This window comes from Nocardia sp. NBC_01377, from assembly GCF_045040005.1.
Taxonomy (GTDB): Bacteria; Actinomycetota; Actinomycetes; order Mycobacteriales; family Mycobacteriaceae; genus Nocardia; species Nocardia noduli.
Genome location: NZ_CP109566.1, coordinates 208,047 through 234,860 on the forward strand (window position 1 = coordinate 208,047; position 26,814 = coordinate 234,860).

23 protein-coding genes are annotated in these 26,814 nt (G+C 67.3%); 13 read left to right on the top strand and 10 right to left on the bottom strand.

The genetic code is table 11. The features are described 5' to 3' along the window. Positions 1 to 20: 20 nt before the first annotated feature. Positions 21 to 668 carry an oligoribonuclease gene (gene orn, locus OG225_RS00935; protein ID WP_405179999.1) on the bottom strand — a complete coding sequence of 216 codons (648 nt, stop codon included), beginning with the start codon at positions 666 to 668 and terminating at the stop codon, positions 21 to 23. Positions 669 to 872: 204 nt separating this feature from the next. Here orn and OG225_RS00940 point away from each other — a divergent pair, with 204 nt between their 5' ends. Beyond that, positions 873 to 2,414 carry a helicase HerA-like domain-containing protein gene (locus OG225_RS00940; protein WP_405183146.1) on the top strand — a complete coding sequence of 514 codons (1,542 nt, stop codon included), beginning with the start codon at positions 873 to 875 and terminating at the stop codon, positions 2,412 to 2,414. Between the two features lie 207 nt (positions 2,415 to 2,621). Next, the gene (locus OG225_RS00945; protein ID WP_405180000.1) at positions 2,622 to 4,157 is read left to right on the top strand and encodes a S8 family serine peptidase; all 1,536 of its coding nucleotides are present in this window, start codon (positions 2,622 to 2,624) and stop codon (positions 4,155 to 4,157) included. A gap of 34 nt (positions 4,158 to 4,191) precedes the next feature. On the opposite strand, the gene cmrA is transcribed toward OG225_RS00945, so the two are convergent. The 3 genes from cmrA to OG225_RS00960 form a co-directional block, all read right to left on the bottom strand. Continuing rightward, complete coding sequence (gene cmrA, locus OG225_RS00950; protein ID WP_109523926.1) at positions 4,192 to 4,995, bottom strand: mycolate reductase; 804 nt, start codon at positions 4,993 to 4,995, stop codon at positions 4,192 to 4,194. Between the two features lie 72 nt (positions 4,996 to 5,067). Next, the gene (locus OG225_RS00955; RefSeq protein WP_405180001.1) at positions 5,068 to 7,098 is read right to left on the bottom strand and encodes an FAD-dependent oxidoreductase; all 2,031 of its coding nucleotides are present in this window, start codon (positions 7,096 to 7,098) and stop codon (positions 5,068 to 5,070) included. Positions 7,099 to 7,113: 15 nt separating this feature from the next. Continuing rightward, positions 7,114 to 7,671, bottom strand: a complete 558-nt coding sequence (locus OG225_RS00960; protein WP_216914045.1) for a PadR family transcriptional regulator — start codon at positions 7,669 to 7,671, stop codon at positions 7,114 to 7,116. Between the two features lie 111 nt (positions 7,672 to 7,782). On the opposite strand from OG225_RS00960, the gene OG225_RS00965 reads away from it, so the two are divergent. Continuing rightward, positions 7,783 to 9,129 (top strand): MFS transporter, encoded by a 1,347-nt coding sequence (locus tag OG225_RS00965; RefSeq protein ID WP_405180002.1) that lies wholly within the window; start codon positions 7,783 to 7,785, stop codon positions 9,127 to 9,129. 68 nt (positions 9,130 to 9,197) lie between these two features. Here the strand turns inward: OG225_RS00965 and OG225_RS00970 are convergent, their stop codons facing one another. Then, the gene (locus OG225_RS00970) at positions 9,198 to 9,818 is read right to left on the bottom strand and encodes a TetR family transcriptional regulator (protein WP_405180003.1); all 621 of its coding nucleotides are present in this window, start codon (positions 9,816 to 9,818) and stop codon (positions 9,198 to 9,200) included. Between the two features lie 171 nt (positions 9,819 to 9,989). On the opposite strand from OG225_RS00970, the gene OG225_RS00975 reads away from it, so the two are divergent. The 3 genes from OG225_RS00975 to OG225_RS00985 are packed head-to-tail and all read left to right on the top strand — an operon-like array spanning position 9,990 to position 12,669. Beyond that, the gene (locus OG225_RS00975; protein WP_405180004.1) at positions 9,990 to 11,102 is read left to right on the top strand and encodes a ferredoxin reductase; all 1,113 of its coding nucleotides are present in this window, start codon (positions 9,990 to 9,992) and stop codon (positions 11,100 to 11,102) included. 25 nt (positions 11,103 to 11,127) lie between these two features. Continuing rightward, positions 11,128 to 12,312: a fatty acid desaturase family protein gene (locus OG225_RS00980; protein ID WP_405180005.1), complete on the top strand. Its 1,185-nt coding sequence runs from the start codon at positions 11,128 to 11,130 to the stop codon at positions 12,310 to 12,312. Then, positions 12,313 to 12,669, top strand: coding sequence for a hypothetical protein (locus OG225_RS00985; RefSeq protein WP_405180006.1), 357 nt, complete (start codon positions 12,313 to 12,315; stop codon positions 12,667 to 12,669). It begins immediately after the preceding gene. 19 nt (positions 12,670 to 12,688) lie between these two features. Here OG225_RS00985 and OG225_RS00990 read toward each other — a convergent pair whose 3' ends face one another. Beyond that, a complete protein-coding gene (locus tag OG225_RS00990; RefSeq protein ID WP_405180007.1) occupies positions 12,689 to 13,225 on the bottom strand; it encodes a DUF4254 domain-containing protein in 537 nt (178 codons plus the stop codon). Between the two features lie 405 nt (positions 13,226 to 13,630). Between OG225_RS00990 and OG225_RS00995 the strand changes: the two genes are divergently transcribed. Together OG225_RS00995 and OG225_RS01000 are read left to right on the top strand one after the other, a co-directional pair. Next, entirely contained in the window at positions 13,631 to 13,951 is a 321-nt protein-coding gene (locus OG225_RS00995; RefSeq protein WP_405180008.1) for a hypothetical protein, read from the top strand. Positions 13,952 to 14,155: 204 nt separating this feature from the next. Further along, positions 14,156 to 14,824 carry a DUF4389 domain-containing protein gene (locus OG225_RS01000; RefSeq protein ID WP_405180010.1) on the top strand — a complete coding sequence of 223 codons (669 nt, stop codon included), beginning with the start codon at positions 14,156 to 14,158 and terminating at the stop codon, positions 14,822 to 14,824. A gap of 44 nt (positions 14,825 to 14,868) precedes the next feature. Here OG225_RS01000 and OG225_RS01005 read toward each other — a convergent pair whose 3' ends face one another. Genes OG225_RS01005 through OG225_RS01015 form a run of 3 tightly spaced genes read right to left on the bottom strand, consistent with a single transcriptional unit; the run spans position 14,869 to position 17,523 of the window. Continuing rightward, entirely contained in the window at positions 14,869 to 15,861 is a 993-nt protein-coding gene (locus tag OG225_RS01005; protein WP_232839570.1) for an ATP-binding cassette domain-containing protein, read from the bottom strand. Positions 15,862 to 15,863: 2 nt separating this feature from the next. Next, positions 15,864 to 16,679 (bottom strand): ABC transporter permease, encoded by an 816-nt coding sequence (locus tag OG225_RS01010; RefSeq protein WP_405180011.1) that lies wholly within the window; start codon positions 16,677 to 16,679, stop codon positions 15,864 to 15,866. A gap of 10 nt (positions 16,680 to 16,689) precedes the next feature. Beyond that, positions 16,690 to 17,523 (bottom strand): ABC transporter permease, encoded by an 834-nt coding sequence (locus OG225_RS01015; protein ID WP_405180012.1) that lies wholly within the window; start codon positions 17,521 to 17,523, stop codon positions 16,690 to 16,692. Between the two features lie 190 nt (positions 17,524 to 17,713). Here OG225_RS01015 and ectB point away from each other — a divergent pair, with 190 nt between their 5' ends. Continuing rightward, complete coding sequence (ectB, locus tag OG225_RS01020) at positions 17,714 to 18,973, top strand: diaminobutyrate--2-oxoglutarate transaminase (protein ID WP_405180013.1); 1,260 nt, start codon at positions 17,714 to 17,716, stop codon at positions 18,971 to 18,973. A 12-nt stretch (positions 18,974 to 18,985) separates the two neighbouring features. Here ectB and OG225_RS01025 read toward each other — a convergent pair whose 3' ends face one another. Further along, on the bottom strand, positions 18,986 to 22,453 hold the full coding sequence (locus OG225_RS01025) for an indolepyruvate ferredoxin oxidoreductase family protein (RefSeq protein ID WP_405180014.1): 3,468 nt from the start codon (positions 22,451 to 22,453) through the stop codon (positions 18,986 to 18,988). Between the two features lie 285 nt (positions 22,454 to 22,738). Here OG225_RS01025 and OG225_RS01030 point away from each other — a divergent pair, with 285 nt between their 5' ends. The 4 genes from OG225_RS01030 to OG225_RS01045 all read left to right on the top strand — a co-directional run bounded on the left by OG225_RS01030 (position 22,739) and on the right by OG225_RS01045 (position 26,755). Then, positions 22,739 to 23,638: an NAD-dependent protein deacetylase gene (locus tag OG225_RS01030; protein ID WP_405180015.1), complete on the top strand. Its 900-nt coding sequence runs from the start codon at positions 22,739 to 22,741 to the stop codon at positions 23,636 to 23,638. Positions 23,639 to 24,088: 450 nt separating this feature from the next. Beyond that, positions 24,089 to 24,412 (top strand): hypothetical protein, encoded by a 324-nt coding sequence (locus tag OG225_RS01035; protein WP_216914065.1) that lies wholly within the window; start codon positions 24,089 to 24,091, stop codon positions 24,410 to 24,412. Further along, on the top strand, positions 24,409 to 25,761 hold the full coding sequence (locus OG225_RS01040; protein WP_405180016.1) for a hypothetical protein: 1,353 nt from the start codon (positions 24,409 to 24,411) through the stop codon (positions 25,759 to 25,761). The genes OG225_RS01035 and OG225_RS01040 overlap by 4 nt, the downstream gene beginning before the upstream one ends. Next, entirely contained in the window at positions 25,748 to 26,755 is a 1,008-nt protein-coding gene (locus tag OG225_RS01045) for a hypothetical protein (RefSeq protein ID WP_405180017.1), read from the top strand. The genes OG225_RS01040 and OG225_RS01045 overlap by 14 nt, the downstream gene beginning before the upstream one ends. Positions 26,756 to 26,814: the final 59 nt, after the last annotated feature.

Consider the following 26,814-nt stretch of genomic DNA (forward strand, 5'->3'; position numbering starts at 1 on the left):
CGTGTCACCCCCGCTAGTCCCTAATCGGCGTCCGGCGAGCCGTTGTGCTGCGGCGATCCGGCGGCGGGCCCGCCGCTCAGCTCGGTCGCGACGGCGGCGATCTCGGTCGTGGAGGGGCCGGGAGGCGTCACGAACGCGGTGCGGCGGTAGTACTGGAGTTCGCGGATGGATTCCTTGATGTCGGCCAGCGCGCGGTGGGTCAGCCCTTTCTCCGGCTGGCCGAAATAGATGCGCGGATACCAGCGCCTGCACAGTTCCTTGATGGAACTCACGTCGATCATCCGGTAGTGCAGATGACCGTCGAGGGCGGGCATATCCCTGGCGATGAAGCCGCGATCGGTGGAGATCGAATTACCGGCCAGCGGAACGGTTCCCGCGGTCGGCGCGAACTGCTTGACGTAGTCGAGCACCTGCTGTTCGGCCTCGGCGAGGGTGACGGTGGAACGCCGCACCTCTTCGGTGAGCCCGGATCGCGCGTGCATATCGGCGACCACCGCGGGCATGGCGGCCAGCGCCTCGTCGTCGGCGTGGATCACGATATCCACGCCGTCACCGAGAATATTGAGGTCACTGTCGGTCACGAGCGCGGCCACCTCGATCAGCTTGTCGCTGTCGAGGCGAAGCCCCGTCATCTCGCAATCCATCCACACCACTAGTTTGTCGGACACCCGGGCAACCTTACTGTGCCCGATTCGCGAGGTGGCGCAGGTCGGTCCCGCCGTCACCGGGCGGTTATCCCGGCGAACATGAGCTGCGGCGATAGGCTTTCCCTCGAGTTCGCCAGCAGAGTTCGACAGATGTTTCGGTGCGACAGCAAACCCGCCACGGCGGGTCGGATCCGGACGGAGAACGTGCCATGGACGTATCTCGGAATGATCCACCCGGCGACGCGGCCGAGGTCGGACCGAGCCCACAGGAGAAGGCGGCGGCTCGCAAGGCGGCCGAGGAAGCCGCGCGAGTGGCGGCGCGGGCGCAGGCCGCCGCCGAGGCCGCCGATCTGTCGGTGGCCGGGGAGATCGCCGCGGGCTACGCGTTCGACGGCGCCGCGCTCGAACTCGGCACCGTCGTGGTCGGCGGACAGGTGGATCCCGCTGCGGCGGTGCGCATCCCGCTGCGCACACATAACAGACACGGTCTCGTCGCTGGCGCGACCGGCACCGGCAAGACCAAAACACTCCAGGGCATCGCCGAACAGCTCTCGCGCGCGGGATTGGACACCGAGCGGATTCCCGGTCGAGTTCGTCTCGCTCGGCACCGGCGGCATCGGTATCCCGATCCGCGCCACGGTGACCGCGTTCGGGCCGGTGCTGCTCAGTAAAGTGCTCGGGCTCAACGACACCCAGGAATCCACGCTCGGGCTGATCTTCCACTGGGCGGACAAACAGGGACTCGCACTGCTGGACCTGAAGGATCTGCGCGCCGTCATCACCCATCTCACCAGCCCCGAGGGCAAGGCCGATCTGAAGGGCATCGGCGGGGTGTCGGCCGCGACGGCGGGGGTGATCCTGCGCGCGCTGGTGAATCTGGAGGCCGAGGGCGGTGAGACCTTCTTCGGCGAGCCGGAACTCGATCCGGCCGACCTGCTGCGCACCGAGAACGGCCAGGGCGTCATCACCCTGTTCGAACTGGGCGCCCAGGCGGCGCGGCCGGTGATGTTCTCCACCTTCCTGATGTGGGTGCTCGCGGATCTGTTCCAGACGCTGCCCGAGGTCGGCGATGTCGACGCCCCGAAACTGGTCTTCATCTTCGACGAAGCGCATCTGCTGTTCTCCGATGCCTCCAAGGCATTTCTGGAACAGGTCGAGCAGACGGTCAAACTCATCAGGTCCAAGGGTGTGGGCGTTTTCTTCTGCACCCAGTTACCCACCGATATCCCGAATCCCGTTCTCTCCCAATTGGGCGCGCGCGTCCAGCACGCCCTGCGCGCCTTCACCCCGGATGATCAGAAGGCCCTGTCGAAAACCGTGCGCACCTATCCGAAAACCGGCGCCTACGACCTGGAGAAGGCGCTGACCTCGCTCGGCACCGGTGAGGCGATCGTGACGGTGCTCTCCGAACGCGGCGCGCCGACCCCGGTGGCGTGGACCAGGATCCGGCCACCGCGATCGCTGATGGACACCATCGGTGAGGACGCGATCGGATCCAGGGCGTTGTCCAGCGCGCTGTCGGCGAAATACGGGGCGACCGTGGACCGGGAGTCGGCCTACGAAATCCTCACGGCGAAAATAGAAGCCGCCGCCGCGAACGATCCGCAGGCACCGCCCCCGTCCGGCCGTCCGGCGGCGGGTGTGGATCAGGATTCGGGCGCCGAGCGCATCATGAAGAACCCCGCGGTGAAGAGTTTCCTGCGTTCGGCCGCGAGTGCGGCGGGCCGCGAGATCGGTCGCAGCCTGTTCGGCACCCGCAAGCGCTGACGCCGCCGCGGTAGAACCGGGTACCCGCGCCCCGGACGCGAACCGGCGATAGATTCACGGTGTTCGGACCATGCGACGAAGGGAGTCATGGTGCCTACCGCGAATTTCGGGACGAAGGACGAACCCGGTTTCGAGTTGGAACAGAGTGCGGACCTTATCGTGGTCAGGACGCACAGCGGACCGGGGATACCGCACCGGTCGGGATCGGTGCGTACACCGCTGAGTGCGGAACTCGACGACGCGCGCCTGGTCGTGCGGTATCCGGACGCCGGTGTCGAGGTGTATCGGCTGCCCGCGGATTCACCGTCGGTCGCGGAACGCAAACGGGTGCTCGACGCGGCCCCTGAGGTGCGTTTCGCCGGACATGTCCTCGTCGATCCCGGTACCGGGGAGCCGGTGCTGTACACCGAGAACATCTTCGTGAAATTCGTCGACGACGCGGATCCGCGGGAATGCCGCGCCGTACCGGCCGAGGCGGGGCTGCGGATCCGAGAGCAGGTGGGTTACGCGGCGAACGCGTTTTTCGTTGCCGCGCCCGAGGGGACGGGGCAGCGGGTATTCGATATCGCGAACGCCCTGCTGGCCCGCGCGGACGTGCTGTACTGCCATCCCGAACTCATCCGGCGCAGTTCGCGCAAGGCGATCTTTCCCCAGCAGTGGCATCTCCAGTCTGCCGTGATCGGTGGGAAATCGGTCGACGCGCACGCGAATGTGGCCGCGGCCCACGCGGTCACGCGCGGGGCGGGGGTGACGATCGCCGTCGTCGATGACGGAGTCGATATCGATCATCCCGAGTTCGCCGGTGCGGGGAAGGTGGTCGCGCCACGCGATGTCACCACCGGCACCGACGATCCGCGCCCGAAGGACAGTTTCGGCACCGGTCCGGACGAGGGGGACAACCACGGCACCGCCTGCGCCGGGGTCGCCTGCGCGAATGGCACGGTCGGGGCCTCCGGAGTCGCGCCGGAGGCGAAACTCATGCCGGTCCGCCTCGCCTCGGGGCTGGGTTCACAGGCGGAGGCGAAGGCGTTCCAGTGGGCGGCCGACCACGGGGCCGATGTCATCTCGTGCAGCTGGGGTCCCGCCGACGGCGCGTGGTTCCAGCCGAACGACCCCGTGCACAGCCGGGTCGTCGCCCTGCCCGCCAGCACGCGGCTGGCGATGGAACACGCTCTCACCACGGGCCGGGGCGGGCGCGGCTGCGTCATCCTGTTCGCGGCGGGCAACGGCAACGAATCGGTCGACAACGACGGCTACGCGAGTTTCCCGAAGGTGATCGCCGTCGCGGCCTGCAACGACACCGGAAAGCGCAGCGTATACAGCGATTTCGGCAAAGCCGTGTGGTGCGCGTTCCCCAGCAGCGATTTCGGTCACCGCCCGTTCGGCCACCCGGAACCGCTGACCAGGGGTATCTGGACCGTCGATCGGCACGGGCGCGACGGTTACAACTCCGGTCGTGTCGCCGACGGAGACGCGACCGGTGATTTCACGAACAGTTTCGGTGGGACATCCAGCGCCTGCCCCGGCGCGGCCGGTGTGGTGGCGCTGATGCTGTCGGTGCAGCCGGATCTGACCTCGGATCGGGTGAAGGTTCTGCTCCGCGATTCCTGCGAGAAGATCGATCCGCAGGGTGGGGCCTACGGACCGGACGGGCGCAGCGACAGATACGGATTCGGCAGGCTTGACGCGCTCGCGGCGGTCCGGGTGGCTCAGACGTCGATGCAGGTGACTCCGGTCGTCTGAGCCGGAGGCGAGAGGATGTCCGTCCCGGGCTCGGTCAGTTGCCGAGGCGCTTGTAGAGCGCGCCGGCGATCGGGGCGGACAGCGCGCGCGGGGCGAACTGTCCCGCGACGCTCATGCCCTTGCCGAGCAGTCCCGGGACGACGCGCATCTTGTTGCGCGCCAGGGCGTCCAGCGACAGTTTCGCGGTGTATTCGGCCGAGACCCAGATGAATTCGGGCACCTTGTTGTCGGAGACGAAGGCCTCGGTCTGCTCGGGGTTGTCGGTGCGCACCGGGCCCGGTGCGAGCAAGGTGACGTTGACGCCGCTGCCGCGCAGTTCACCGCGCAGCGATTCGGAGAAACTGTTGGCGAAGGCCTTGCTCGCCGCGTAGGTCGTGTTGTTCGGGATCGGCATGTTTCCGGCCGCCGAGCCGGTGATGAGGATGCCACCGCCACCGCGTTCGATCATGCCGGGCAGGACGGCGAGGGTGAGATCGTGCACCGCGACCGCGTTGAGTTCCATCACCGAACGCTCGAACGCCGGATCGAGGTCGGCGACCGCGCCGAAGGTCGCGACACCCGCGTTGTTGCACAGCACGGCGATATCGCGCGCCGCGAGTTCCTCGGCGAGCGGCCCGCGCTGGGCCCGGTCCGAGAGGTCGACCGCGCGCACCTCGGCGGTGATTCCGTGCGCCGAGGTGAGCCGCTGCGCCAGCTTGTCCAGCAGCTCACCTCGCCGGGCGACGAGGATCAGCGAATATCCGCGCGCCGCGAGTTCGGTGGCGAGGGCGGTGCCGATACCGGACGACGCGCCGGTGACGACCGCGCGGTTCTCGGAAGAGGGGGAAGGCAGGCTCACGCTGCGAGCCTAGGCGATGGCGTCGCGGGCCCGTGCGCAGGCAACGGGACGCCCGCGTGGCCGTGTGATCCGCTACAGACGTGCCGCCAACCGGGTGCCCTGGTCGATCGCGCGTTTGGCGTCGAGTTCGGCCGCCAGGTCCGCGCCGCCGATCAGATGGATGGCGACACCGGCCGCGCGCAGCGGCTCCTCGAGGTCGCGCACCGATTCCTGGCCCGCGCAGACGATCACGTTGTCGACCGGGATCAGCTGCGGGCGTGTGCGTTTCTCACCGAAACTGATGTGCAGTCCGCTGTCGTCGATGCGTTCGTAGTTGACGTCGCCGACGTGCTCGACGCCCTTGGCCTTCAGCGCGGCCCGGTGCACCCAGCCCGACGTCTTGCCGAGATCCTTGCCGAACGGCGTCGACTTGCGTTGCAGCAGAACCACCTCGCGCGCGGCGGGAGCGGGTTTGGGGGTGGTGAGCTGGCCGCGGACCTGCTCGTCGTCGGAGGTGACGCCCCATTCCTCTTTCCACTCGTCGAGTTTGAGCGTCGGATGTCCTTCGACGGTGAGGAATTCGCTCACGTCGTACCCGATGCCGCCCGCGCCGATGACCGCGACCCGTGTGCCGACCGGACGGCCGTCGCGCACCAGTTCGGCGTAGGACAGCACCATCGGGTGATCGATGCCGGGGATATCCGGGATACGCGGTCGCACACCGGTGGCGAGCACGATGTCGTCGTAGCCGCCCGCGAGGAGTTCCTCGGCGCTGACCCGTTTCCCGAGGTGGACGTGCACGCCGGTGATCTCCAGCATCCGCCGGTAGTACCGGATCGACTCGGAGAATTCCTCCTTGCCGGGGATGCGGCGGGCGATATCGAATTGGCCGCCGATCTTGTCGTCGGCTTCGAAGAGGTCGACCCGATGACCCCGTTCGGCGAGGTTGACCGCCGCCGAGAGTCCGGCCGGTCCCGCGCCGACGACGGCGACGCGTTTGGTGCGCCGGGTGGGCAGCAGGACGAGTTCGGTTTCGTGTCCGGCGCGCGGATTGAGCAGGCAGGAGACGGTCTTGCGGCCGAACGCGTGATCCAGGCAGGCCTGGTTGCAGGCGATGCAGGTGTTGATCTCGTCGACGCGGTCGCCCGCCGCCTTGTTCGCCCATTCCGGGTCGGTGAGCAACGGCCGGGCCATGGACACGAGTTGGGCGTCACCCCTGGTCAGGATCTCCTCGGCGACTTCGGGCATATTGATGCGGTTGGAGGCGCAGACCGGGATGTTCACCCGCTGGGCGATCTTGGCCGTGAACTCCACGAAGGCCGCGCGCGGCACCGAGGTCACGATGGTCGGCACCCTGGCCTCGTGCCAGCCGATATCGGTGTTGAGGATATTGGCCCCCGTGGCTTCGAGCTCCTGGGCGAGGGCGATGATCTCGTCGAATGTCTGGCCGTTCTCCACCAATTCCGCCATGGACAGCCGGAACACGATGATGAATTCCGGGCCGACCGCCGCGCGGGTCCTGCGCACGATCTCCACGGCGAGACGACGTCGATTCTCCGGCGACCCGCCCCACTTGTCGGTGCGTTTGTTGGTGCGCGGGGCGAGGAACTGGTTGATGAAATAGCCTTCACCGCCCATGATCTCGCAGCCGTCGTATCCGGCGAATTTCGCCAGCGCGGCGCAGCGCGCGTAATCGTCGATGGTCCGCTCGACGCCTCTGCCCGAGAGCGCGCGTGGCCGCAGCGGATTGATCGGCGCCTTGATCGAGGACGCCGACACGCTGCCGGGCATATACGAGTAGCGGCCCGCGTGCAGGATCTGGATGGCGATCTTGCCGCCCGCGTCGTGCACGGCCCGGGTGATCCTGCGATGCCGGTAGGCCTCGTTCCTACTGGTCAGCTTCGCGGCGAAGGGCAGCAGCCAGCCGGTGCGATTGGGCGCGTAACCACCGGTGATGATGAGTCCGACACCGCCTTTCGCGCGTTCGGCGAAATAGGCCGCCAATTTGTCGGTATCCCAGGCGCGGTCCTCCAGGCCGGTATGCATCGACCCCATCACCACGCGATTGCGCAGCGTGGTGAAACCGAGGTCGAGCGGTTCGAACAGGTGGGGGAAGGAGGTCATCTCACTCTTTCTCCGTCACTCCGGGTGCGGGGCTGACGCACTCGGTCGTAGGGCTTGCAGGACTTCGTCGCACCATTCGACGAATCCGGATTCCACGCGAATCCCACCGCGCAGAACCAGGTATTGGTGCAGGGTGGTGCCGGTGAGCTGTTCCGGCGCGGGAAAGTCGTTCTTCTCGATGCGCAGATACACCTCGAGTCGCTGGGCGTGCTGGTCGCGGTGCCGGTTGACCTCGGTGCGCAGAGCGGCGATATCGCCGTGGGCGGCGGCACGAATCTTCACCCCGAGTTCGCTGCGCGGCAGATCGGTATCGGTGGGTTCGGCGATCCAGCGCGACAATTCGGCGCGGCCCTCCTCGTTCACCGAATACACCTTCTTGTCGGGTTTGCCCTCCTGGGCCACCGTCACACCGTCGAGCCAGCCGGATTCCTCCATGCGCTTGAGGACGCGATAGATCTGCTGGTGGGTGGCGTTCCAGAAGAAGCCGATCGATTTGTCGAAGCGGCGCGCCAGTTCGTAACCCGAGCCGGCGCGCTCGGTCAGCGATACCAGCAACGCGTGCTCGAGGGCCATGTCGGACAGGATAGCCGTAACACTCGGTACTATGCAATTAGGTGCATAGTGCGCCATGGTCGTCGGTTGTTGCCGCCGTACGTGGCCCCGATCCCCGTTAGGCTGCGCGACATGACCGAGGTGAACGCCGAGGCGACCATTGGGCAGGCCGCCGGGCGCGGGCAGATCGTGGCGTGGGGGCTGTGGGATTGGGGATCGTCCGCCTTCCAGGCGGTCATCCTGACCTTCGTCTTCTCGGTCTATCTCACCGATACGGTGGGCGACGATCTGCCCGGCGGGATCAGCGCCAGCTCGTGGCTCGGCTGGGCCATCGCCATCGCGGGCGTCATCGTCGCACTCACCGCACCGATCAGCGGCCAGTATTTCGACGCCGCCGCCCGCCGCAAACGCGCGCTCGCCGTGCTCACCGCGCTGACGATCCTATCGATGACCGGGCTGTTCTTCGTGCACGACGACTACAACGACCTGTGGCTCGGCCTGGTACTGCTCGCCTTCGGCTCCACGGTGTTCGAACTGGCTGGTGTGCCGTACAACGCCATGCTGCGCCAGGTCTCCACCCCGGCCACCGTCGGCCGGGTCTCCGGATTCGGCTGGGCCATGGGCTATTTCGGCGGCATCTTCCTACTGCTGATCTGCTACTTGGGATTCATCTCCGGCGACGGCGACAACCGGGGACTGCTCGGGATGCCCACCGACGACGGATTGAATATCCGCCTCGTCGCGATTCTCGCGGCGGTCTGGTTCGCCGTGTTCGCCCTGCCCGTACTGCTCTCGGTCCCCGAGATACCGCATACGACAGCCGATCCCGGTGCGGACAAGGCCGGATTGTTCGGCTCCTACCGGGTGCTGTGGCGGGATCTGCGCGAACTGTGGTCCGTGGACCGGCGCACGGTCGGCTTCCTGCTGGCAAGCGCGGTCTTCCGGGACGGCTTGGCGGGCGTCTTCACCTTCGGCGCTGTGCTGGCCGTGCGGGTCTACGGCATCGCGGACGCCGATGTGCTGCTGTTCGGCATCGCCGCCAATGTGGTCGCCGCGATCGGCGCGCTGGTCGCGGGCCGTTTCGACGATCGGGTCGGGCCCAAGGTGGTGATCGTGGTCTCGCTGGCGTCGATGCTGGTCTGGGGGACCGTTCTGCTCGTCGTCTCGGGCCCGGTGCTGTTCTGGGTCTTCGGCTTGCTGCTCACCGTGTCGGTGGGGCCCGCGCAGGCATCGGCGCGGTCCTTCCTGGTCAGGATCGCGCCGCCCGGCCGCGAGGGGCAGTTGTTCGGCCTCTACACCACGACCGGGCGCGCCGCGTCTTTCCTCGCCCCCGCGCTGTTCGGCCTCTTCGTCTGGATCTTCGACGCCGAACGGGCGGGCATCATCGGCCTGCTGCTCGTCCTCGCCGTCGGGCTGATCGCTCTGCTGCCCGTGCGTGGACCGGATCGTGCCGTCGAAACGGCGTACCCGCCTGCCTGACCATGATTCGGCCACGCGGACGGCGATCGGGCAGCGCTGTGCCACGGCCCGGTGGAAGGCCCGACGCGCTACCGCTGTTTGGGCGGTGACCAGGCTCCCATGCCGAGGGAGATCAGGCGGACCTGCTGGACGGTCCGGTCGATGATGTGCTGGGCCTCACGCGAGGACGCGGAGATATAAGCCGCGATGCCGTCGGTCACCGTGGAGACCAGCAGGTCGGCGGCGATCTCCAGATCGCGCGGACTCCACTCGTCCAGCGCGCGCACGCGTGAGAGGTCCGCGACGAGTTCGCGCACGATCAACTGCAATTCCGTGGCGATGGCACGGCGCAGTACCGCGGACCCGCCGTGGCGTTCCCTGGTCAGGAAGCCGAACAGGTCGCGTTTGGGGCCGACCTGATCGAAGACGAACCGCACCGTATCGGTCAGGCCCGCGTCGGAATTGCGGCGTACCTCACGCAGGGCCAGCCGCAACGCGGTCACCCCGTCATCGACCAGAGTCGCGCCGAGATCTTCCAGGGATTCGAAATGCCGGTAGAAAGCCGTCGGTACGATTCCGGCCGACCGGGCGATCTCGCGCAGGCTGAGCGCGGCGAATCCGCGGTCGGAGGCGAGGGCGAGGGTGCCCTCCAGCAGGGCCTGCCGGGTGCGCTCCTTGCGCTCATTTCTGGTCGCTGCCTGCTCAGTCATCACGGTGAGCATACATCCGTTCACCATACGTCCGTTCCAAGGATGTTGTTCGGGTCACACAACTTGCCGGTTGACACCTGACCCCGTTCATCAGTCACACTAGTTGAGTGTACAGGCGTGCACTGAAATTGTGGGAGCACGCCGCAGCCCCCGAGAGGCACGGAGAATCTGATGGTGGATCTCATCGATCTGGTGCAGACCCTGACCACGCCGCACCCGCTCGACCGCTACCTCGAATTGGTCCGTCCGACCCTGACCGCGCGTCGGATGCGGGCCGAGATCACCCACGTGCGCCGCTCGACCCCCGGATCGGTGACGCTCACCCTGCGCCCTACCCGGCATTGGCGCGGCCACACCGCGGGCCAGTTCGTCCGGATCGGCGTGGTGATCGACGGCGTGCGTCACACCAGGTGCTATTCGCCGGTGAATCCCGAGGGCAGGCGCGGGCGCTACATCCAGTTGACCGTCAAGGCCCACAGGGGCGGGCTGGTGTCGCAGTATCTGCATCACAACGCCGCTGTCGGCATGGTGGTCGATCTGGCCCCGGCCGACGGCACGTTCGCGCTGCCCGAATCGCGCCCCGACCGAATCCTGCTGATCAGCGGCGGCAGCGGCATCACGCCGGTGCTGTCGATGATGCGGACGCTGGCGGCCGAGGGATATCGGGGCGAACTGGTCTTCCTGCACTACGCGAAATCGCCGGTTCTCGTCCCGCATCGCGCCGAACTCGACGCGATCGCGCGCTCGCACCGCAACTTCCGCATCGAACTGCGCTATCCGGGCAGGCGCGCCACCGATCCGATCGGCTCGGCGGCCACCGGCGCATGTGTAGAAGTCAGCGGCGGCGGGTATTTCGGCTACGACGAGCTGGTGCGGGTAGCGCCCTGGTTCGCCGACGCGCAGACCTTCGTCTGCGGGCCGAAGCGGCTGATGGACGCGGCGGGCGAGATCTTCGCGGCCGAGCGGGTGTCCGACCGGCTGCACACCGAGGAGTTCACCCTCGCGCTCGCTCCCGTCGACAGTGCGACGGCGCACGGCACGGTGAGTTTCTCCGGCAGCGGGGTCAGCGCCGACAACACCGGTGCCAGTCTGCTCGAACAGGCCGAGGGCGCCGGACTCAGCCCGGAGTTCGGCTGCCGGATGGGTATCTGCTTCTCCTGCACGGCTGTTCGCCGCACCGGTTGCACCCGCAACCTGCGGACCGGCGACACCGACAGTGATCCGGATCAGCCCATCCAGCTGTGCATCAACGCCCCGGTGGGCGACGTCGAGATCGACATCTGAGAATCAATCGACAGGGGATTCGAACATGACCATTCTGACCGAAACCAAGGACGGACCGCTGGTCCTGAGCCCCGACCAGGTCGAAGAGCTGGGCAAGGCGCTCGACGAACTGCGTGAGCGCGTCGTCGCCGATCTCGGCGAACGCGACCGCGAATACATCTACTCGATCATCAAGGCGCAGCGCGGATTCGAGATCGCGGGCCGCGGCCTGATGTACCTGGGCTTCCTGCCGCCGGTCTGGCTGGCCGCGGTGGCCGCCCTGAGCGTGTCGAAGATCCTGGACAATATGGAGATCGGCCACAACGTCATGCACGGCCAGTACGACTGGATGCGTGAGCCGGACCTGAATTCCCGCGAGTTCGAGTGGGATACGGTCTGCCCGGCCGATCAGTGGAAGCATTCGCACAACTACCTGCACCACACCTTCACCAATATCCACGGTATGGACCGCGACATCGGCTACGGCATCCTGCGCATGGACCAGGCCCAGGAGTGGAATATCGCGCGGCTGGGCAATCCCGTCTACGCGTTCGCGCTGATGATGCTGTTCGAATGGGGCGTGATGGCCCACGACCTCGAGGTCGAGAACATCATGCGCGGCAATCGGTCCTGGGACCAGGTCAAATCACTGCTGAAGGGCCAGTGGCGCAAGGCCGGACGACAGGTCCTCAAGGACTACGTCGTCTTCCCCGCGCTGTCGGGTCCGCTGTTCCTGAGCACGCTGGCGGGCAATGTCACCGCGAACCTGGTGCGCAACGTCTGGGCCTACTCGATCATCTTCTGCGGGCACTTCCCCTCGGGCGTACAGACGTTCACCGAGGACGAGACCGCCGAGGAGACCCGGGGCGAGTGGTATGTCCGGCAGATGCTCGGATCGGCCAATATCACCGGCAGCAGGCTGTTCCACATCATGTCCGGCAATCTGTCGCACCAGATCGAGCATCACCTGTTTCCCGATCTGCCCGCGAACCGCTACCCCGAGATCGCGGGGGAGGTGCGCGACCTGTGCGCGAAGTACGGATTGCCGTACAACACCGGTTCGTTCGGCAAGCAGATCGGCTCGGTGTGGTCGAAGATCTTCAAGCTCGCGCTGCCGCCCGCGCTGTTCGAATCCGGAATCGCCGAATTCCTGCCCGCTGCGCTCAGGATGGACCCCTCACCCGGTGTTATCGTGATGCGTCAGCGGAAGGCGACCGAAGTGGGCGTGTAAATGATCGGGAAATTCGAGAGCAACAAGGATTTGATTCAGGAATTGACGTCTTCCGGAGCCCGTCATGTCGGAAATATCGCCGGCATCATCACGGGTACCGTCGCCGAGGTGACCCGGGAGATCGGCGAGTGGATCACCGACGCGATCGAGATGAACGAGGCCGCCACGGCCGCGCGCAAGGACGCGGAGGCCGACCGCGAGAGCGGGCTCGACGCGACCGGTGACGCCTCGATCATCGACGACACCGTCGACGAGGCGCCGAGCACGACCCCGTTCGTGGACGCCGAGATCGTGGAGACCGAACTCGTCGACCCGCAACCGGAACCCGTGCGGCCCGACACCGACGACCGCCGATAGTCCAGCCGTAGGCTGCCGGTCACCAGACCGGCAGCCTACGACGGTGTTCGGTCACGTCGGTGATCAGATCCTGGTAGCCGTCGGCCAATTCGGCCAGTCTGGTCCATTCCAGATGGGCGATACCGTCCGTCCGCAGCGGACGCGGTGCGTCGATCGACGCCTTCGGACCGACGGCCTGTTGTGCCACAATCCATTTCGCCGCGAGCCGGTCGATCACCGAGCCCAGTGTCTCGGTATGCAGCGACGCGCCGCCGCGGTGCGCGACATTCGTCGCGACCCACCGATCGATCCGCCCGACGAGTTCGGCCCTGCGGTGGTCGATATCGTCCACCTGCCGGGCGCACGCGGCGACCCGTCCGCTCGACGCGCCGGGGCGGCGCGCGGTTCGCAGCGCGCGCTGCCTGCTCTCGTGGCATTCCACCAGTTCGCCCGCCGCCTCCAGTACCCGGTGTCCGCGCAGCCGGGGATCGCCCGGCGTGCGGAAGGTGTGCAACAGCGCCGATCGGGTCGGCAGTTCGCCTGTGACGATGCGGTTCTCGGTGTGTTCGGTTGCCATGGCGCAGCCCCTGTGGTGATGATCCGAGCATGGATACGCCAGGGCCGAGGGAGATTTCGGGGAGGGGCGATCCCTCGGCTCCGGCGTAGTCCCGCGCGGGCCGCCTCTCGCACGGTTCACCGCACGGTGAAGCAACCGGGAAATCCGCGACGATGCGGCGAGAAAGGCGGCCCGAATATCGGGACTCTTTCAGGAAAGCGCGACGGCCGTCGGCCGCGCAACCATATGCCGTAAGAATCTCGAGCATGGCGAAAATTGTTATGGTCCGTCACGATTCGGATACGCCGGCGGGATTTCCTGAGCTTCGGTAGTGAATTTCCGCGGGATCGAATGCCAGCGCACGTGCGGCAATCCCGGCGACGGGGCGGCTGCGGACCGGTCCGCGATCGGCTAGCCTCGGTATTCGTGCCCGCCTACGTGTCCTCGCCCGAGCTGACTTTCGGCTTCCTGTTCGCGCTGGAAGACCCGGAGCGAATCGCCGAGGTAGTGCGCACCCTCATCGAACGCAAGACGGTGTCGGTCTTCCGGCTGGCGCGGCTGTCCGACGACGACGGCCCGCCCGAGCGGTATGTGGTGAACTGGGCGACGATTCCGCAGATCGACATCACCACCGCCGCGCCGGATCGCGAACAACTCCAGGCCAATCGGGTGATGCTGGTCAATGCCTTCCTGAGCGAAAGCGGTGAGGTGAGCCTGTATTCGACGACCGATCAGGCTCCCGACTGACCGGTCGCGCGGCGTACATCCGTGCACTCGGCGGGGGCGGTGGTTCCTCGCGAGTGACCGGAGTCCGCGGAAATATCGATGACGACGTTTCGATCGTTGGCATGTCGGTATCGGATCGTGGTCGGGACATTTCCCCGATACGGGACAATCCGACTATCGTTCTACGGTTTGCCGCCGCATCGAAGCCCGGAAGGAGCGTCGATCATGGAAATGGAACTCGAGAAGCCAGTCAGTTCCGCGAGTCCGGTTCGCGTCAGGGGGGATCTGGATCCCGCGCTGTCGCGATGGATGTGGCTGGTCAAATGGATCCTGGCCATTCCGCACTATATTGTGCTGTTCTTCCTGCATATCGGATGGTTCGTCGTGACGGTGATCGCGTTCTTCGCGATCCTGTTCACCGGCAAGTATCCGCGCGGGCTCTTCGACTACTCGATCGGTGTGCTCCGCTGGGGCTGGCGCGTCGGCTTCTATGCCTGGTCACCGCTCGGGACGGATAAGTATCCGCCGTTCACGCTCGCCTCCGATCCGAACTATCCCGCGGATCTCGAGGTCGATTATCCCGAGCGGCTGCATCGCGGATTGGTAGTGGTCAAGTCGTGGTTGCTTGCGATTCCGCACTACCTGGTGACCATGGTCTTCGTCGGCGGATACACCACGGTCTCCGACGACTACACGGTGTCGTGGCCGTCGCTGCTCGGTGTTCTCGCGTTGATCGCGGTGCTCGGTCTGCTGTTCACCGGCGTCTATCCGAAGGGGCTTTTCGATTTCTCGATGGGCGCCAACCGATGGCTGCTGCGCGTATCGGTCTACGCCGGGCTGCTGCGCGACGAATATCCGCCGTTCCGGCTCGACCAGGGGCCGCGCGAACCCTGATTCCCGCCCCCGGAGGAATAGCGCTGATCCGCCCGCTGACGCTGTCAGCGGGCGGATTCGTATATCCGCCGGACGATATCCTCGATTTCGGGTTCTTCGATGGACAGATCCCGTACCTGGGCCCGGTCCGAGACCGCGGCGAGTAATCGCGCGGCCGTCGTCTTCTCCGCGTCGAAGGCCAATCGCTGCCGCATCCCGTCGCCCTCGCTGGTGAGCAGTTCCGCGTCGCACGGTAGGTCGAGCAGGTCGGGGGTCGGCTCGGCCAGGTCGACGACAAGCACTCGGCGCGCGCCGACCGTCGCGCCGAGACCGGGCAGCGAACCGTCGTAGACCAGGCTGCCGTGGTCGACTACGAGTACGCGATCGCACAGTCGCTCGATATCGCCCATATCGTGGGTGGTGAGCAGCAGCGTGGTGCCCCGGTCCACCCGTTCCGCGCGCAGGAATTCACGTAGTCGCTGCTTGGACAGCACATCCAGGCCGATGGTCGGCTCGTCCAGGATCACCAGTTCCGGTGAGTGCAGCAGGGCCGCGGCGACCTCGGCCCGCATCCGCTGCCCCAGCGACAGTTGCCGTACCGGCGTATCGAGCGTCTCGGCCATTTCCAGCTGTTCGACCAGTTCGTAGGTGCGTTTACGCGTGATATCCGGGTCGAGTCGGTGGATGGCGGCCAGGATCGAAAAGGATTCGCGCAGCGGCAGATCCCACCACAGCTGGGACCGCTGCCCGAACACGACGCCGATCCGCGAGGCGAGTCTGCGCCGCTGACGCACGGGTTCCAGTCCGCAGGTGCGCACGCTGCCCGATGTCGGCACCAGGATTCCGGTCAGCATCTTGATGGTGGTGGATTTCCCCGCGCCGTTGGCTCCGATATAGCCGACGGCGGCGCCGCGTTCGATCCGGAAGGTCATGCCGTCGACGGCGGTGAGGGTGTCGCGGGTACGGCGCCATTTCTTGCCGTTCCGGCGATAGAGGGTGAATTCCCTTGTCAGATTCTCGATATCGATGATCGTGTCCGATAAGTCGCTGGCCGCCACGCTTACCCGCCGCCTCCCTGGTAGTGCCGAGTACCGATTCGCCACAAGCAGAGTGCGAGCAGCCAAACCCATATCGTCGCGACCGGGGACCACCACACCAGCCAGGACGGCAGAAGTGGTGGACCGGGTAGTCCGAGCAGGCAGATGGTCGGCAGATACGCCGTGAACGACACCGGGATCGCGAACCCGAACAGGATTTTCAGCGGTGGGGGGAATACCGAGGCGGGTTGCATCGCGGCGAACGAGCCACCGTAGGTGAAACTGTTCGTCAGTTCGGCGCCGTCGATCAGGAAGAATTGCAGTCCGGCCGCGCAGACGAAGATCCCGCCGAAGATCAGGATCCCGCCGATCAAGGTGATCGCGAGCAGGACGACAGTGCTCGGCCCCCAGTCGATATCGTTGCGCGTCAGCCCGAGTGTCAGCACCACGATCGCGACGGCGGCGCGCGCGAGGCGGCGCAAGGAGATATCGCTGGTGATGAGTTGCAGCAGCAGCGGTTGCGGGCGCAGGTGGAAGGCGTCGAGGGTGCCGAGCCGGATGAGCGTCGGCAGGGAATCGAGGTGGCCGACCATGACCTGTGCCAGCGCGAAGGTGGTGTTGCTCAGGCCGAAAAGCAGCAGCGCGGCGTCGAGATCGAGGCCGCCGAGCACCTTGACGGTGTGGAAGATGACCCAGACTTCGGCGAATTCGATCAGCCCGATCAGGAAGGCGCTGAAAACCTCACTGGCGAAGGATAATCTGTAGGACTGCTGGGCGCGCATGCGTGAGCGCAGCACCGCGATGTACGGGGTGAGGCAGGTGCCTGCCGGTGTACTCACCAGCGGAAGCTCAGCCACCCTGCACCTCCAGCCTGCGGCGGCCCGCCGCCAGTAGTATCCGACCCGCGATGCCGATCAGCACCACCCAAACCATCTGCGTGGCAACGACCCCGATCGCCTCCGAGCCGAGTACACGACCGGAGAGGATATCGATCGGCGCCTGCAGGATCGAGGGGAACGGGGTGGCGTGCGCGAGCGTGCGCAGCCATTCCGGGAACATGTGGACCGGCACGAACAGCCCGGCCAGAAACGTGCCGCAAATCTGGTATAGCACCCGTATGCCACGGGTCTCCACCACCCAGAAACCGATCAGGCCAACAGCGAATAACGACAGGAACGACAGGGCCACCGCGAGTAACACCGAGATCGCGCCGAGCAGATACGGCCATGGCGAATGCGGCATCGCGAGTCCGAAAGTGAGATAGCCGAAGACGACGCTCGGTATGCCTCGAGGGATCAATGTGCATGCGGCCCGTCCGAGATCGGTGGCGAGATAGGACAGTTGAACGTCGACCGGGCGCAGGAAGTCGACCGCGATATCGCCGTTCTTGACCCGGTCCACCAATTCCAGTGGCGGGCCCATGAATTGCATCGCGCCGAGCAGGGCCTGTGACAGCCAGACGTAGGCGCCGATCGAGCCTTCGTCGTAACCACCGAAATCGCCCGCGGCCCGTACGGCCGCCACCATCACCGCAGCACGGACCAGCCCGAACACGCAATTGGTGAACAGGCCGGCGAACATCGCCAACTTGTATTGGGACTGGCGGCGGAATCCGGCGACGGCGAGTTGTTGGTACACCCGCGCCGTTCGCCGGGCGCGCATGGCCACGGCAAGCCATTCCACCCCCTCAGCACCGCCGCGCACAAGGAGTCAACTCTAGTGCGGCGACGCGGACACGCGGAAGGATTCCGCGCGTCTTTTCGAAAACTGCTGCACACCTGACGCGTCAGTGTTAGAAACACAGTCACTTCAGATTGGCGCCATCGCCGCTCTGACAAGGCACAACCGCTCGTCACGACAGGAAGGGTCGCCGATGACTGTCGCCGAGATGGCCGTTTTCGAAACACTCGAATCGAATGTTCGCGGCTACTGCAGATCCTGGCCCACCGTTTTCGACACCGCCAGCGGCAGTTGGTTGCGTGACGAACAGGGTCGCGACTACCTGGATTTCTTCGCGGGAGCGGGCTCGCTGAACTACGGGCACAACAACCCGGTCATGAAACGGGCGCTGATCGACTACATCATGGGCGACGGCATCACGCACGCGCTCGACATGTCGACCGTCGCCAAACGCGCCCTGCTCGAATCGCTGCGCGACCTGGTCCTCGTGCCGCGCGGTCTGGACTACAAGGTCCAATTCCCCGGCCCGACCGGCGCCAACGCCGTCGAGGCCGCGCTCAAACTGGCGCGCAAGATCACCGGGCGGCAGTCGGTCCTCAATTTCACCAACGCCTTCCACGGCATGTCCCTCGGCGCGCTCGCGGTGACCGGCAACGCGGCCAAACGCGCGGGCGCGGGGGTGCCACTGGTCCACGTGGCGTCGATGCCCTACGACGGATACCTCGGCGACGAGTCCGAATTGCGATGGATGCGCCGTGCCCTGGACGACTCCTCCTCCGGCCTGGACAAACCCGCGGCGGTCATCGTGGAGACGGTGCAGGGCGAGGGCGGGGTGAACGTCGCGCGCGCCGACTGGCTGCGCAGCCTCGCCGAACTGTGCTCGGCGCGCGGCATCCTGCTGATCGTCGACGACGTGCAGATGGGGTGCGGGCGAACCGGGCCGTTCTTCTCGTTCGAGGTCGCCGATATCACCCCGGATATCGTCACGCTGTCCAAGTCGATCGGCGGTTACGGGTTGCCGATGGCGCTGGTGCTGTTCCGGCCGGAACTGGATCAGTGGACTCCCGGCGAGCACAACGGAACCTTCCGCGGCAACAACGCGGCCTTCGTCACCGCGCGGGTCGCATTGGAGCACTACTGGTCCGACGGTGCGCTGGAATCCTCGACCCTGGCGAAGGGGGAACGGGTGCGCGCCGCGCTGGCCGATGTGGCGGGCGCGCACAGCGGTCTGTCCACCAGGGGGCGCGGACTGGTGCACGGTCTCGTCTTCGAGGACGCGTCGCGGGCCGCGAAGGTGTGCAGGATCGCCTTCGAACGCGGACTGCTGGTCGAGACGTCGGGGTCGGAGGACGAGGTCATCAAACTGATGCCGCCGCTGACCATCTCCGATGATGAGATCGACCACGGGCTGACCGTGCTCACCGAGGCGGTCGGGTCCATCTGCGCGGGATGACCGCGCCGCGGATCAGATCCGCGGCGGGTCGATCCCGAGTTCGCGCAGGCCGTCGCGGTACCGGGCGACCGCGGCGAGTTTGACGTCCTCGTATCCGCGGACGGTCTCGGCCAGTGCCGCGGCGCGTACCGCGCGGTCGTAGTTCGCCGGGGTGAGTTCGTCGGCGAGCGCGGTCACCATCGCGGTGTAGTGCGCGAGCAGTTCCCGTTCCACCCGCCGCACCCGCGCGTAGCCGAACGGATCGAACGGGGTGCCGCGCAACCGCTTCCCTCCGGCCAGTACCCGCAGAGCGAAGTGACCGCGCGGCCCGATGCCGATCTTGGTGCGCCTGCCCATCGCGCGCAGGATCGGCGGATGCAGGCGGTAGGTGAGTTTCGCGCCGTCGGGAACACGCTCGCCGACCTCGGCCCGGAATTCCGGATCGATGAGGCGGCGGGCCACCTCGTATTCGTCCTTGTACGCGCTGAACCGGTACAGGCCCGCCGCCACCGCCTCGCTGAATTCGGTGCGCTCGGTGACCGATCGCTGGGCTCGCCAGATATGTTCGACGACACCCAGGTATCGCCGCGCGACGCGGACATTCTGGAATCCGATCAGCTCTCCGGCGCGCAACTCGGCCCGGCGGCGGGTCTCCCCGGTCGCGGTGAGCCCGTCGAGCAGCTGCGCGGGGACGGTGATCTGGGTGCGCCGCGACGGTCGAGTGGCCGTCGCCGCCGTGAAATCCTCCGGCCGTTGCACCGCCACGCGGCCCCAGCGGAACGCGGCGATATTGGTGCTCACCGCGACGCCGTTGATGCCGATGGCCTCCTCGATCGCGGTGGCGGGCAACCGAAGTCCACCGAGCTGGTACGCCGCGCCGACGAGCAGGAAATTGGCGGCGGCGGTGTCGCCGAACAGCGTCTCGGCGGCGGCGAGCGCGTCGAAGGAACGCAGCGCCAGCGAGGCTGTGCCGAGCCGGGCGAGCAGTTCACCGGTGTCGGGATACGTGACGCCGGTGTCGTAGATCATCGGCCCGGTCGGCGTGCGACTGGTAGAGGCGACCGACACGGTCGTCGTCGCCGACCCGTAGACCACATTCCTCGGGTCCGCGGCGGCGAGCAGGTCGAAAGCGAGCACGCAATCCGCCGAACCGGGGGTGAGCCGATTCGCCGGTTCCAGCGGTCCCGCCGCGAATCGCAGATGGGCGACGACCGGTCCGGCCTTCTGACTCAGCCCGGTCTGGTCGAGGCTCGCCACCTCGTATCCGGCGCGCAGGGCCGCGGTCGCGAGCACCTGATTCACGGTGACGATGCCGGTGCCGCCGATCCCGGCGAGGAAGACGTTCTGGGTGGCGGCGGGTGCGCCACGCACCACCTCCGGCAGCATCGGCGGATCCTGCCGGTGGCGGGTTCGCCGCGTCGCGCGCCCGGGTTCGGGCAGTTCCACCGTGACGAAGGACGGGCAATCGCCGTCCATACAGCTGTAGTCGGTATTGCAGGAGGTCTGGTCGATCCGCGTCTTGCGGCCGAATTCGGTGTCGACCGGCTGGACCGACAGGCAGTTGCTCTTGACGCCGCAATCACCGCAGCCCTCGCACACCGCCTCGTTGATGACGACCCTGGTCCGCCGGGCCGGCATGGTGCCCCGCTTGCGGTCGCGGCGCGCGTCGGCGGCGCAGTGCTGGTCGTAGATCAGCACCGTGACACCCGGGATCTCGCGCAGCGTCCGCTGGACTTCGTCGAGCTGGTCGCGGTGTCGCAGCAGCGTTCCCGGCGCCAGATCGCGCGCGCGGTATTTGGACGGGCCGTCGGTGCAGACGACGATCCGGCGGACGCCGTCGACGGCGAGCCGGTGCGTCAGCGCGGGGACGGTGAGCGCGCCCTGCGCGTGCTGCGCGCCGGTCATCGCGACGACCTCGTTGTGCAGCAATTTGAAGGTGATGTTCACCCCGGCCGCGACACACGCCTGCACGGCGAGTTGCCCGGAGTGGAAATACGTTCCGTCGCCGAGGTTCTGGAACAGGTGCGCGATACCGGTGAACGGGGCCTGCCCGATCCACTGCGCGCCCTCGCCGCCCATCTGCGTCAGTCCGAGCACCTGGTTGTCGGCGCGGCCCGACATCGTCACCAGCGTGTGACAGCCGATCCCGCCACCGGCCAGTGAGCCGTCCGGGACCACGGTGGACCGGTTGTGCGGGCAGCCGCTACAGAAGTAGGCGGTGCGCTGGGCGGGCAGGACCGACAGGGTGAGCGGTGGCGGCAGTGGACGTCTCATCTCCAGCCGACCGGCCAGCGCCCGGCGCAGCGGCGCGATGACGCGGGCCGCGGTGAGTTCGCCGTCGAGGGGGAACAGCGGGAGGTCGTCGTCGTATTTGCCGATGACGCGCGGCGGCGCCACGGTGCCGTAGAGGATGCCGCGGATCTGGGACTCGAGGAAGGCGGACTTCTCCTCGACCACGATCAGGCAGCTCAATCCGGTCGCGAATTCCCTGACGCGTTGCGGGCCGAGGGGATAGGGCATGCCGATGCGGAGCAACCGGATGCCCGCGCGGCGCAGCGCCGCGTCGTCGGCGCCGAGATCGAGCAGGGCCTGGCGTACCGCGTCGAAGGTGGTTCCCGCCGCGGCGATCCCGACCGTGGCGTCGACCGGATCGACCTCGATGACGTCCAGATCGTTGCGCGCGCCGTAGGCCTTGACCAGGTCCCAGCGCGGGCCGAGCAGATCGGCCTCCGCGGCGACACTGGCCGCGGGGGCCGCCATCGGACGCTGGAGGTAGGTGAACGGGTGTCCGTCGCGGGTGATGTCCGGGACGACGATGTCGATATCGCCCACCGACCCGTCCACGGTCCACGCGCCGTCGGCGACATCGGCCACGATCTTCAGCGCGACGGCACAGCCGCTCGCGCGCGAGAGCGCGACGCCGTGCAATCCCATGGTGATCACCTCGCGGGCATTGCGCGGGAACAGCACCGGGATATGCATCGCGGCCAGTGAGCGTTCGCTGGCCACCGGCACCGTCGAGGATTTCGCCGCGGGATCGTCACCGACCAGCAGCAGCATGCCGCCGTGCGGGTTCGCGCCGTAGATGTTCGCGTGGCGCAGGGCGTCGGTGGCGCGGTCGAGCCCCGGTCCCTTCCCGTACCAGACGCCGACCACGCCGTCGTGTGTCGCGGCGTCGCCTGGCAGCACGGCCTGGCTGCCGAAAACCGACGTCGCGGCCAGTTCCTCGTTGAGCCCTGGGGTGAAGGCGATGTCGTGTTCGGCGAGCACCTCGGGCATGCCGAACAACAGTTTGTCCACACCGCCGAGCGGGCTGCCCTGATAGCCGGACACGAAGGTACCGGTGCGCCGCCCGGCACGCAGATCGCGCACATGCTGTTCGACCAACTGCCTGGCGATCGCCTGGACGCCGGTGAGGACGGTCGTGCTCGCACCGACGCGGTAGCGGTCGGCCAGGTCGTCGGTGGTGGGAATCGGTGCGCGATCGGTGAGGTCGGTCATGCGGATCCACCCATTCGCTCGGGCGCCGGTCGGGCGCATCACGTGGTTGATCACTCGTGACGGCCATCTTGCCCACAAAGCACCAGGTGAACAACCGATAGCGGAATGACTGAGCAATCTGCACGATTACCGAGCCTTCGGATGTGCATTGCATAGGCAGGATGGGAGGTGGAGGTGATCCCGACCGCGCCGAACGAGGTCGCCGTCGCGAGATCCGCCCACCCGGGGTCGGCAGGTCCGTGGCCGCGCGCGGCGGATTCGTCGGGTCGCCGTACCCTGAATTCCATGTCGGAATTCGCCGAACCGGAGATCGCGCGGCTGCTCGCGCTGGTCGACGGCCGCCGGGTCGCGGTGCTGACCGGTGCCGGCGTGTCGACCGACAGCGGAATCCCCGACTATCGCGGCCCCGACTCGCCGCCGCGCACCCCGATGACGTATCAGCAGTTCGTCGGCGACCCGGTGTTCCGGCAGCGCTATTGGGCACGTAACCACATCGGCTGGCGGCACATGGACGCCGCGCGACCGAATCAGGGGCATCGAGCACTGGCCCGGCTGGAACGTCAGGGTGTGGTCACCGGTCTGATCACCCAGAACGTCGACCTGCTGCACACCAAGGCCGGGCACCGCACGGTGCTCGACCTGCACGGCAGTTACGCCCGCGTGTGCTGCCTCGGCTGCCGGGCGCTCATCTCCCGCATGTCACTGGCCGACCGGCTCGATGCCGCCAATCCCGGATTCGGGGAGCGGATGGCGATCACCGGTGTCGAGGTCGCCCCGGACGCGGACGCGATCGTCGCCGACACCGCCGATTTCCGGATGGTCGACTGCGAACACTGCGACGGCATGCTCAAACCCGACATCGTCTACTTCGGCGAAAACGTCCCGCGCGAACGGGTCGCCGCCGCGTTCGCCCTCGTCGACGCCGCCGACCTGCTGCTCGTCGCCGGTTCCTCGCTCACCGTGATGTCGGGCCTGCGCTTCGCCCGCCACGCCGCCAAACAGGCCAAACCCGTGGTCATCCTGAATCGCGGGCACACCCGCGCCGACGATCTCGCCACCCTCGTCCTCGACGCGAGTTGTTCGGCCGTGCTGACCGCCGTGGCAGATCATTTCGACAACCGTCGTGTCGATGCCGCGTCCTCGGCGGTCGAGCGCCCGGACCTCGAAGCGAGATCCGCGATCTGACCGTCGCGGGATGATCCGGCCGTGGCGCACGCCACAATGCCGGAACTCCGGACCGGAAGTCGAGGCCGACGACGCTGTGGCGCAAGAGTTCCCGACCATCGGCAAATCCGTCGCCACCACCCGGTCCCGTCGGCCCGACCCGGACTCTCCGGTCTCGTTCGGTACCGGCGTACCTGTCCGGCATGCGCCGGGCAATCGGCGTCGTGCCTTGTGGAGCCGCGCGAAACCGGGCGGCCCGAGGGCACGCGACGGGGCCGGAACTTGCCCGGACTCCGGGGATCGGGCGCACGGGAGGGGCGTTCACGGGTACGCTCGCTGTGTCGAATCATGCCGCGACGCCGAGCTATTGATGACACTGCGCTATCGATGACACCGCGCTGTTGATGACGCCGAGTTGTCGATTCTCGGATATGGGGTTTCGGAATTGCCGGTTTCGGTGAAGGGGGAACAGTGGACGCGCTGAATCTCGACCCGGCGGCGGTGGCCGCCTACACCACCACCGCGGACAGGGTGTCGCAGCAGCTCGCCTCGGCGGCGGCCGTGGCGGCCGAGGCCGTGCGCCCGGAACAACTCGCCGCCGATCTCGGATTGGTCGGCGCCGAATTCGCCGCGCGGTTCACCGAAGCCGTCGCGGAACATTCGCGGGCCTTGTCGACGGCGGGCCAGTTGGTCGCGACCTACGGTCAGGTGCTGCGCGCCTACAGCGCCGATATGCAGGACCTGGATGCCGACACCGCGGGCGGGTTGGCCAGGACCGGAGAGGAATGGGCATGAGGCGGTTACGCAAACGCGGTTCCGACAGCGACGCGAGTTCGCTGAGAACCCTCGATCCCTCCGTCGATCCGCCGCTGGTCGCCGTGCTCGTCGAGCCCATCCTGAAACTGCGGGCCTCACTCGGCACCGGTGTCGGCACCCCGAACCAGGCCATCACCAGCGCGCTGTCCGCGGCGTCGACCACGACGGCCGATACCGAGACTCCGCATCGCGAAGGTCTGCACGCGCTGGAATCCACGTGGACCTCCAACGCCGCGGACGCCGCGATCCCGAATCTGCGGACGACCCAGACCGAACTCGGTGAGATCTCCGATCGCGGACCGGCCTATCTCGCGGTGCTTTCCGACGCGCAGACCACCACCTCGCGCGGGGCGGCGAAGGTCGACGAGATCATCGCCGATTTCCGCAGGGACGCCCGCCGCATCCTCAGCGTCGCCACGGCGTCGCCGGATACCGACGCGGTGGTCGAGCGCGGTGCGCAGGCGTTGCGCGATGCCATCGAGACCGTGCAGTCCACCCGTTCGCAGATGGACAATCTCACCGGGCAGCTCGGCAGTACCGGGCCGGTCACGGTATCGGCGCCCGCGGGTTTCGACACGAACCAGACCACCTACGACAACCGGTCCCAGACCCAGGGCACGCTGCAATACGTCCCCGGCGGCGCCACCGGCGGCAGCACGCAGAACGTCAATGTGCAGCAGATGGATCCGGTGCTCGCGGCGCAGCTGCAATTGCAGCAGCAGCTGATCTCGGCGGGCGTGCAGTTGGGGACCGCGGGCATCAGCGCGGGCGTGGATATCGGCACCCACCTCATCGACAAGATCGTCGAGGTCGGCACCCACGCGATGGATACTGTCGCGGCCTCGGTGGACAAGGTCATCGACAAGGCGATTCCCGAGCTGATCCATCCCGGCAGCACCACCGGTGACGGCAACGGCACGGGGACCGGAACCGGAACCGGGTCGAAACCCGGTGGTGGCCAATTCGATTTCGGCGGAACGGGTCCGGCGGGCACCCCGAACAATCGCAGCACGCTGGTCCAGCCGGGCCGCGACGATCCCTCCGTCGCCGACGATCCGAGGCCCGCGCCGTTGTCGCAGGCGCCCTTCGGCGCGAACAGTCCGCAGAACAACGGCGGCGCGACGCCGCGCCCGTCCGTGCCCGAACCCACGCAACAGCACGGGCCGACCGGCGGTGTCGCCATGCCGCCGCAATCCGGCGGCAACGACCAGGAACACAAACCGAAGGACGGCCAGCTCGGCGTGACGGTTCCGGCGGGCGGGCTCGATCTCGAACCCGTGACGGTCCCGGCCGCCGTCATCGGCGATTTCGGCGATGACTTCGTCTGATTCCGGCAGTCCGGGCCCCGGCCCGGACAACCCGTTCGACACCGGCTTGCCCATGCTGCGCCAGCCGGTGAAGAAACAGCCCAAGAAGCGGCGCAGGCCGCCGGTTCGCACCGGTCCGGCGGCCGCGGATCCGCTCGCGGAAACGCCCGACTATCCGGCGGAACCGCCGCTGCCCGATCCCGGTCCGCCCTCCGATCACACGGGGCGCTCGGGGGATTGGGAGCAATGGCTCGAACCCGTCGCGCGGACCAGGCCCGTACCGGAACCGATCGTCGAGCCGCCGCCGCGCGCTCGCCACGAGGACGTCGAACCGCCGCCCGAGGACGATCCGGAAATTCGTGTCCCGTCGATCGTCGATCGAACCGGGGGCAATCCCGGTGTCGCCCTGCGCCGTCCGCGTCGCACCGCGCAGGAGCAGGGGAGCGGCGGCAGTCGATGGCTCGGTGCGTTGATCGGGGTCGGCATCGTCGTCGCGCTGGGCGCCGTTGTCCTGATCGCGCTGCACGGTTCGGACAAGAAGCGACCGGCCGCAACCGAAAGTGCTCGCGCGCAGCCGTCGTCGACGGTCGCCGCCAGAACCAGCCCGGCGCCGGGCGAACCCGCCGTCATCGCGACCCCCGGATGCGAACAGCGCCGCGCCCCCGGCATCGTCTCGGGCACCGATCCCGGCGGCACCACCGACGGCCCCTCGGCGATCCTCGCCTTCGAACGCGCCTACTACGTCCAGCGTTCCGGTTTCGCCGCGCGCGCGGTGGTGGCGGAGAATTCCCTCGTCCCGCTCGCCGAACAGATCCAGCGCGGTATCAACCAGGTGCCGATGGGCACCCTGTACTGCGTGGAGATCACCCCCGCCGAGGGGACCGAAGGTCAGACCCGGTGGCGGGTCCGCCTCACCCAGCAGGTTCCCGGCGAGGAGGCGAACACCTTCACCCAGCTGATCACCACCCGCACGTCCGCCAACCGCACGCTGATCACGGCGATCGCGCAGGGCTGAGGCGGGGTGCGCGGCCGCGATCGGCCATGATGGCCCGACAGTCGTCGCACGCGAAGTGA

Bases quoted from the DNA above. Each gene is read 5' to 3' on its own strand.
- OG225_RS00940 (WP_405183146.1), top strand. From the start codon at position 873: ATGATCCACCCGGCGACGCGGCCGAGGTCGGACCGAGCCCACAGGAGA.
- OG225_RS00955 (WP_405180001.1), bottom strand. From the start codon at position 7,098: ATGACCTCCTTCCCCCACCTGTTCGAACCGCTCGACCTCGGTTTCACC.
- OG225_RS00960 (WP_216914045.1), bottom strand. From the start codon at position 7,671: ATGGCCCTCGAGCACGCGTTGCTGGTATCGCTGACCGAGCGCGCCGGC.
- OG225_RS00965 (WP_405180002.1), top strand. From the start codon at position 7,783: ATGACCGAGGTGAACGCCGAGGCGACCATTGGGCAGGCCGCCGGGCGC.
- OG225_RS00970 (WP_405180003.1), bottom strand. From the start codon at position 9,818: ATGACTGAGCAGGCAGCGACCAGAAATGAGCGCAAGGAGCGCACCCGG.
- OG225_RS00975 (WP_405180004.1), top strand. From the start codon at position 9,990: ATGGTGGATCTCATCGATCTGGTGCAGACCCTGACCACGCCGCACCCG.
- OG225_RS00980 (WP_405180005.1), top strand. From the start codon at position 11,128: ATGACCATTCTGACCGAAACCAAGGACGGACCGCTGGTCCTGAGCCCC.
- OG225_RS00985 (WP_405180006.1), top strand. From the start codon at position 12,313: ATGATCGGGAAATTCGAGAGCAACAAGGATTTGATTCAGGAATTGACG.
- OG225_RS00990 (WP_405180007.1), bottom strand. From the start codon at position 13,225: ATGGCAACCGAACACACCGAGAACCGCATCGTCACAGGCGAACTGCCG.
- OG225_RS01000 (WP_405180010.1), top strand. From the start codon at position 14,156: ATGGAAATGGAACTCGAGAAGCCAGTCAGTTCCGCGAGTCCGGTTCGC.
- ectB (WP_405180013.1), top strand. From the start codon at position 17,714: ATGACTGTCGCCGAGATGGCCGTTTTCGAAACACTCGAATCGAATGTT.
- OG225_RS01025 (WP_405180014.1), bottom strand. From the start codon at position 22,453: ATGACCGACCTCACCGATCGCGCACCGATTCCCACCACCGACGACCTG.
- OG225_RS01030 (WP_405180015.1), top strand. From the start codon at position 22,739: ATGTCGGAATTCGCCGAACCGGAGATCGCGCGGCTGCTCGCGCTGGTC.
- OG225_RS01040 (WP_405180016.1), top strand. From the start codon at position 24,409: ATGAGGCGGTTACGCAAACGCGGTTCCGACAGCGACGCGAGTTCGCTG.
- OG225_RS01045 (WP_405180017.1), top strand. From the start codon at position 25,748: ATGACTTCGTCTGATTCCGGCAGTCCGGGCCCCGGCCCGGACAACCCG.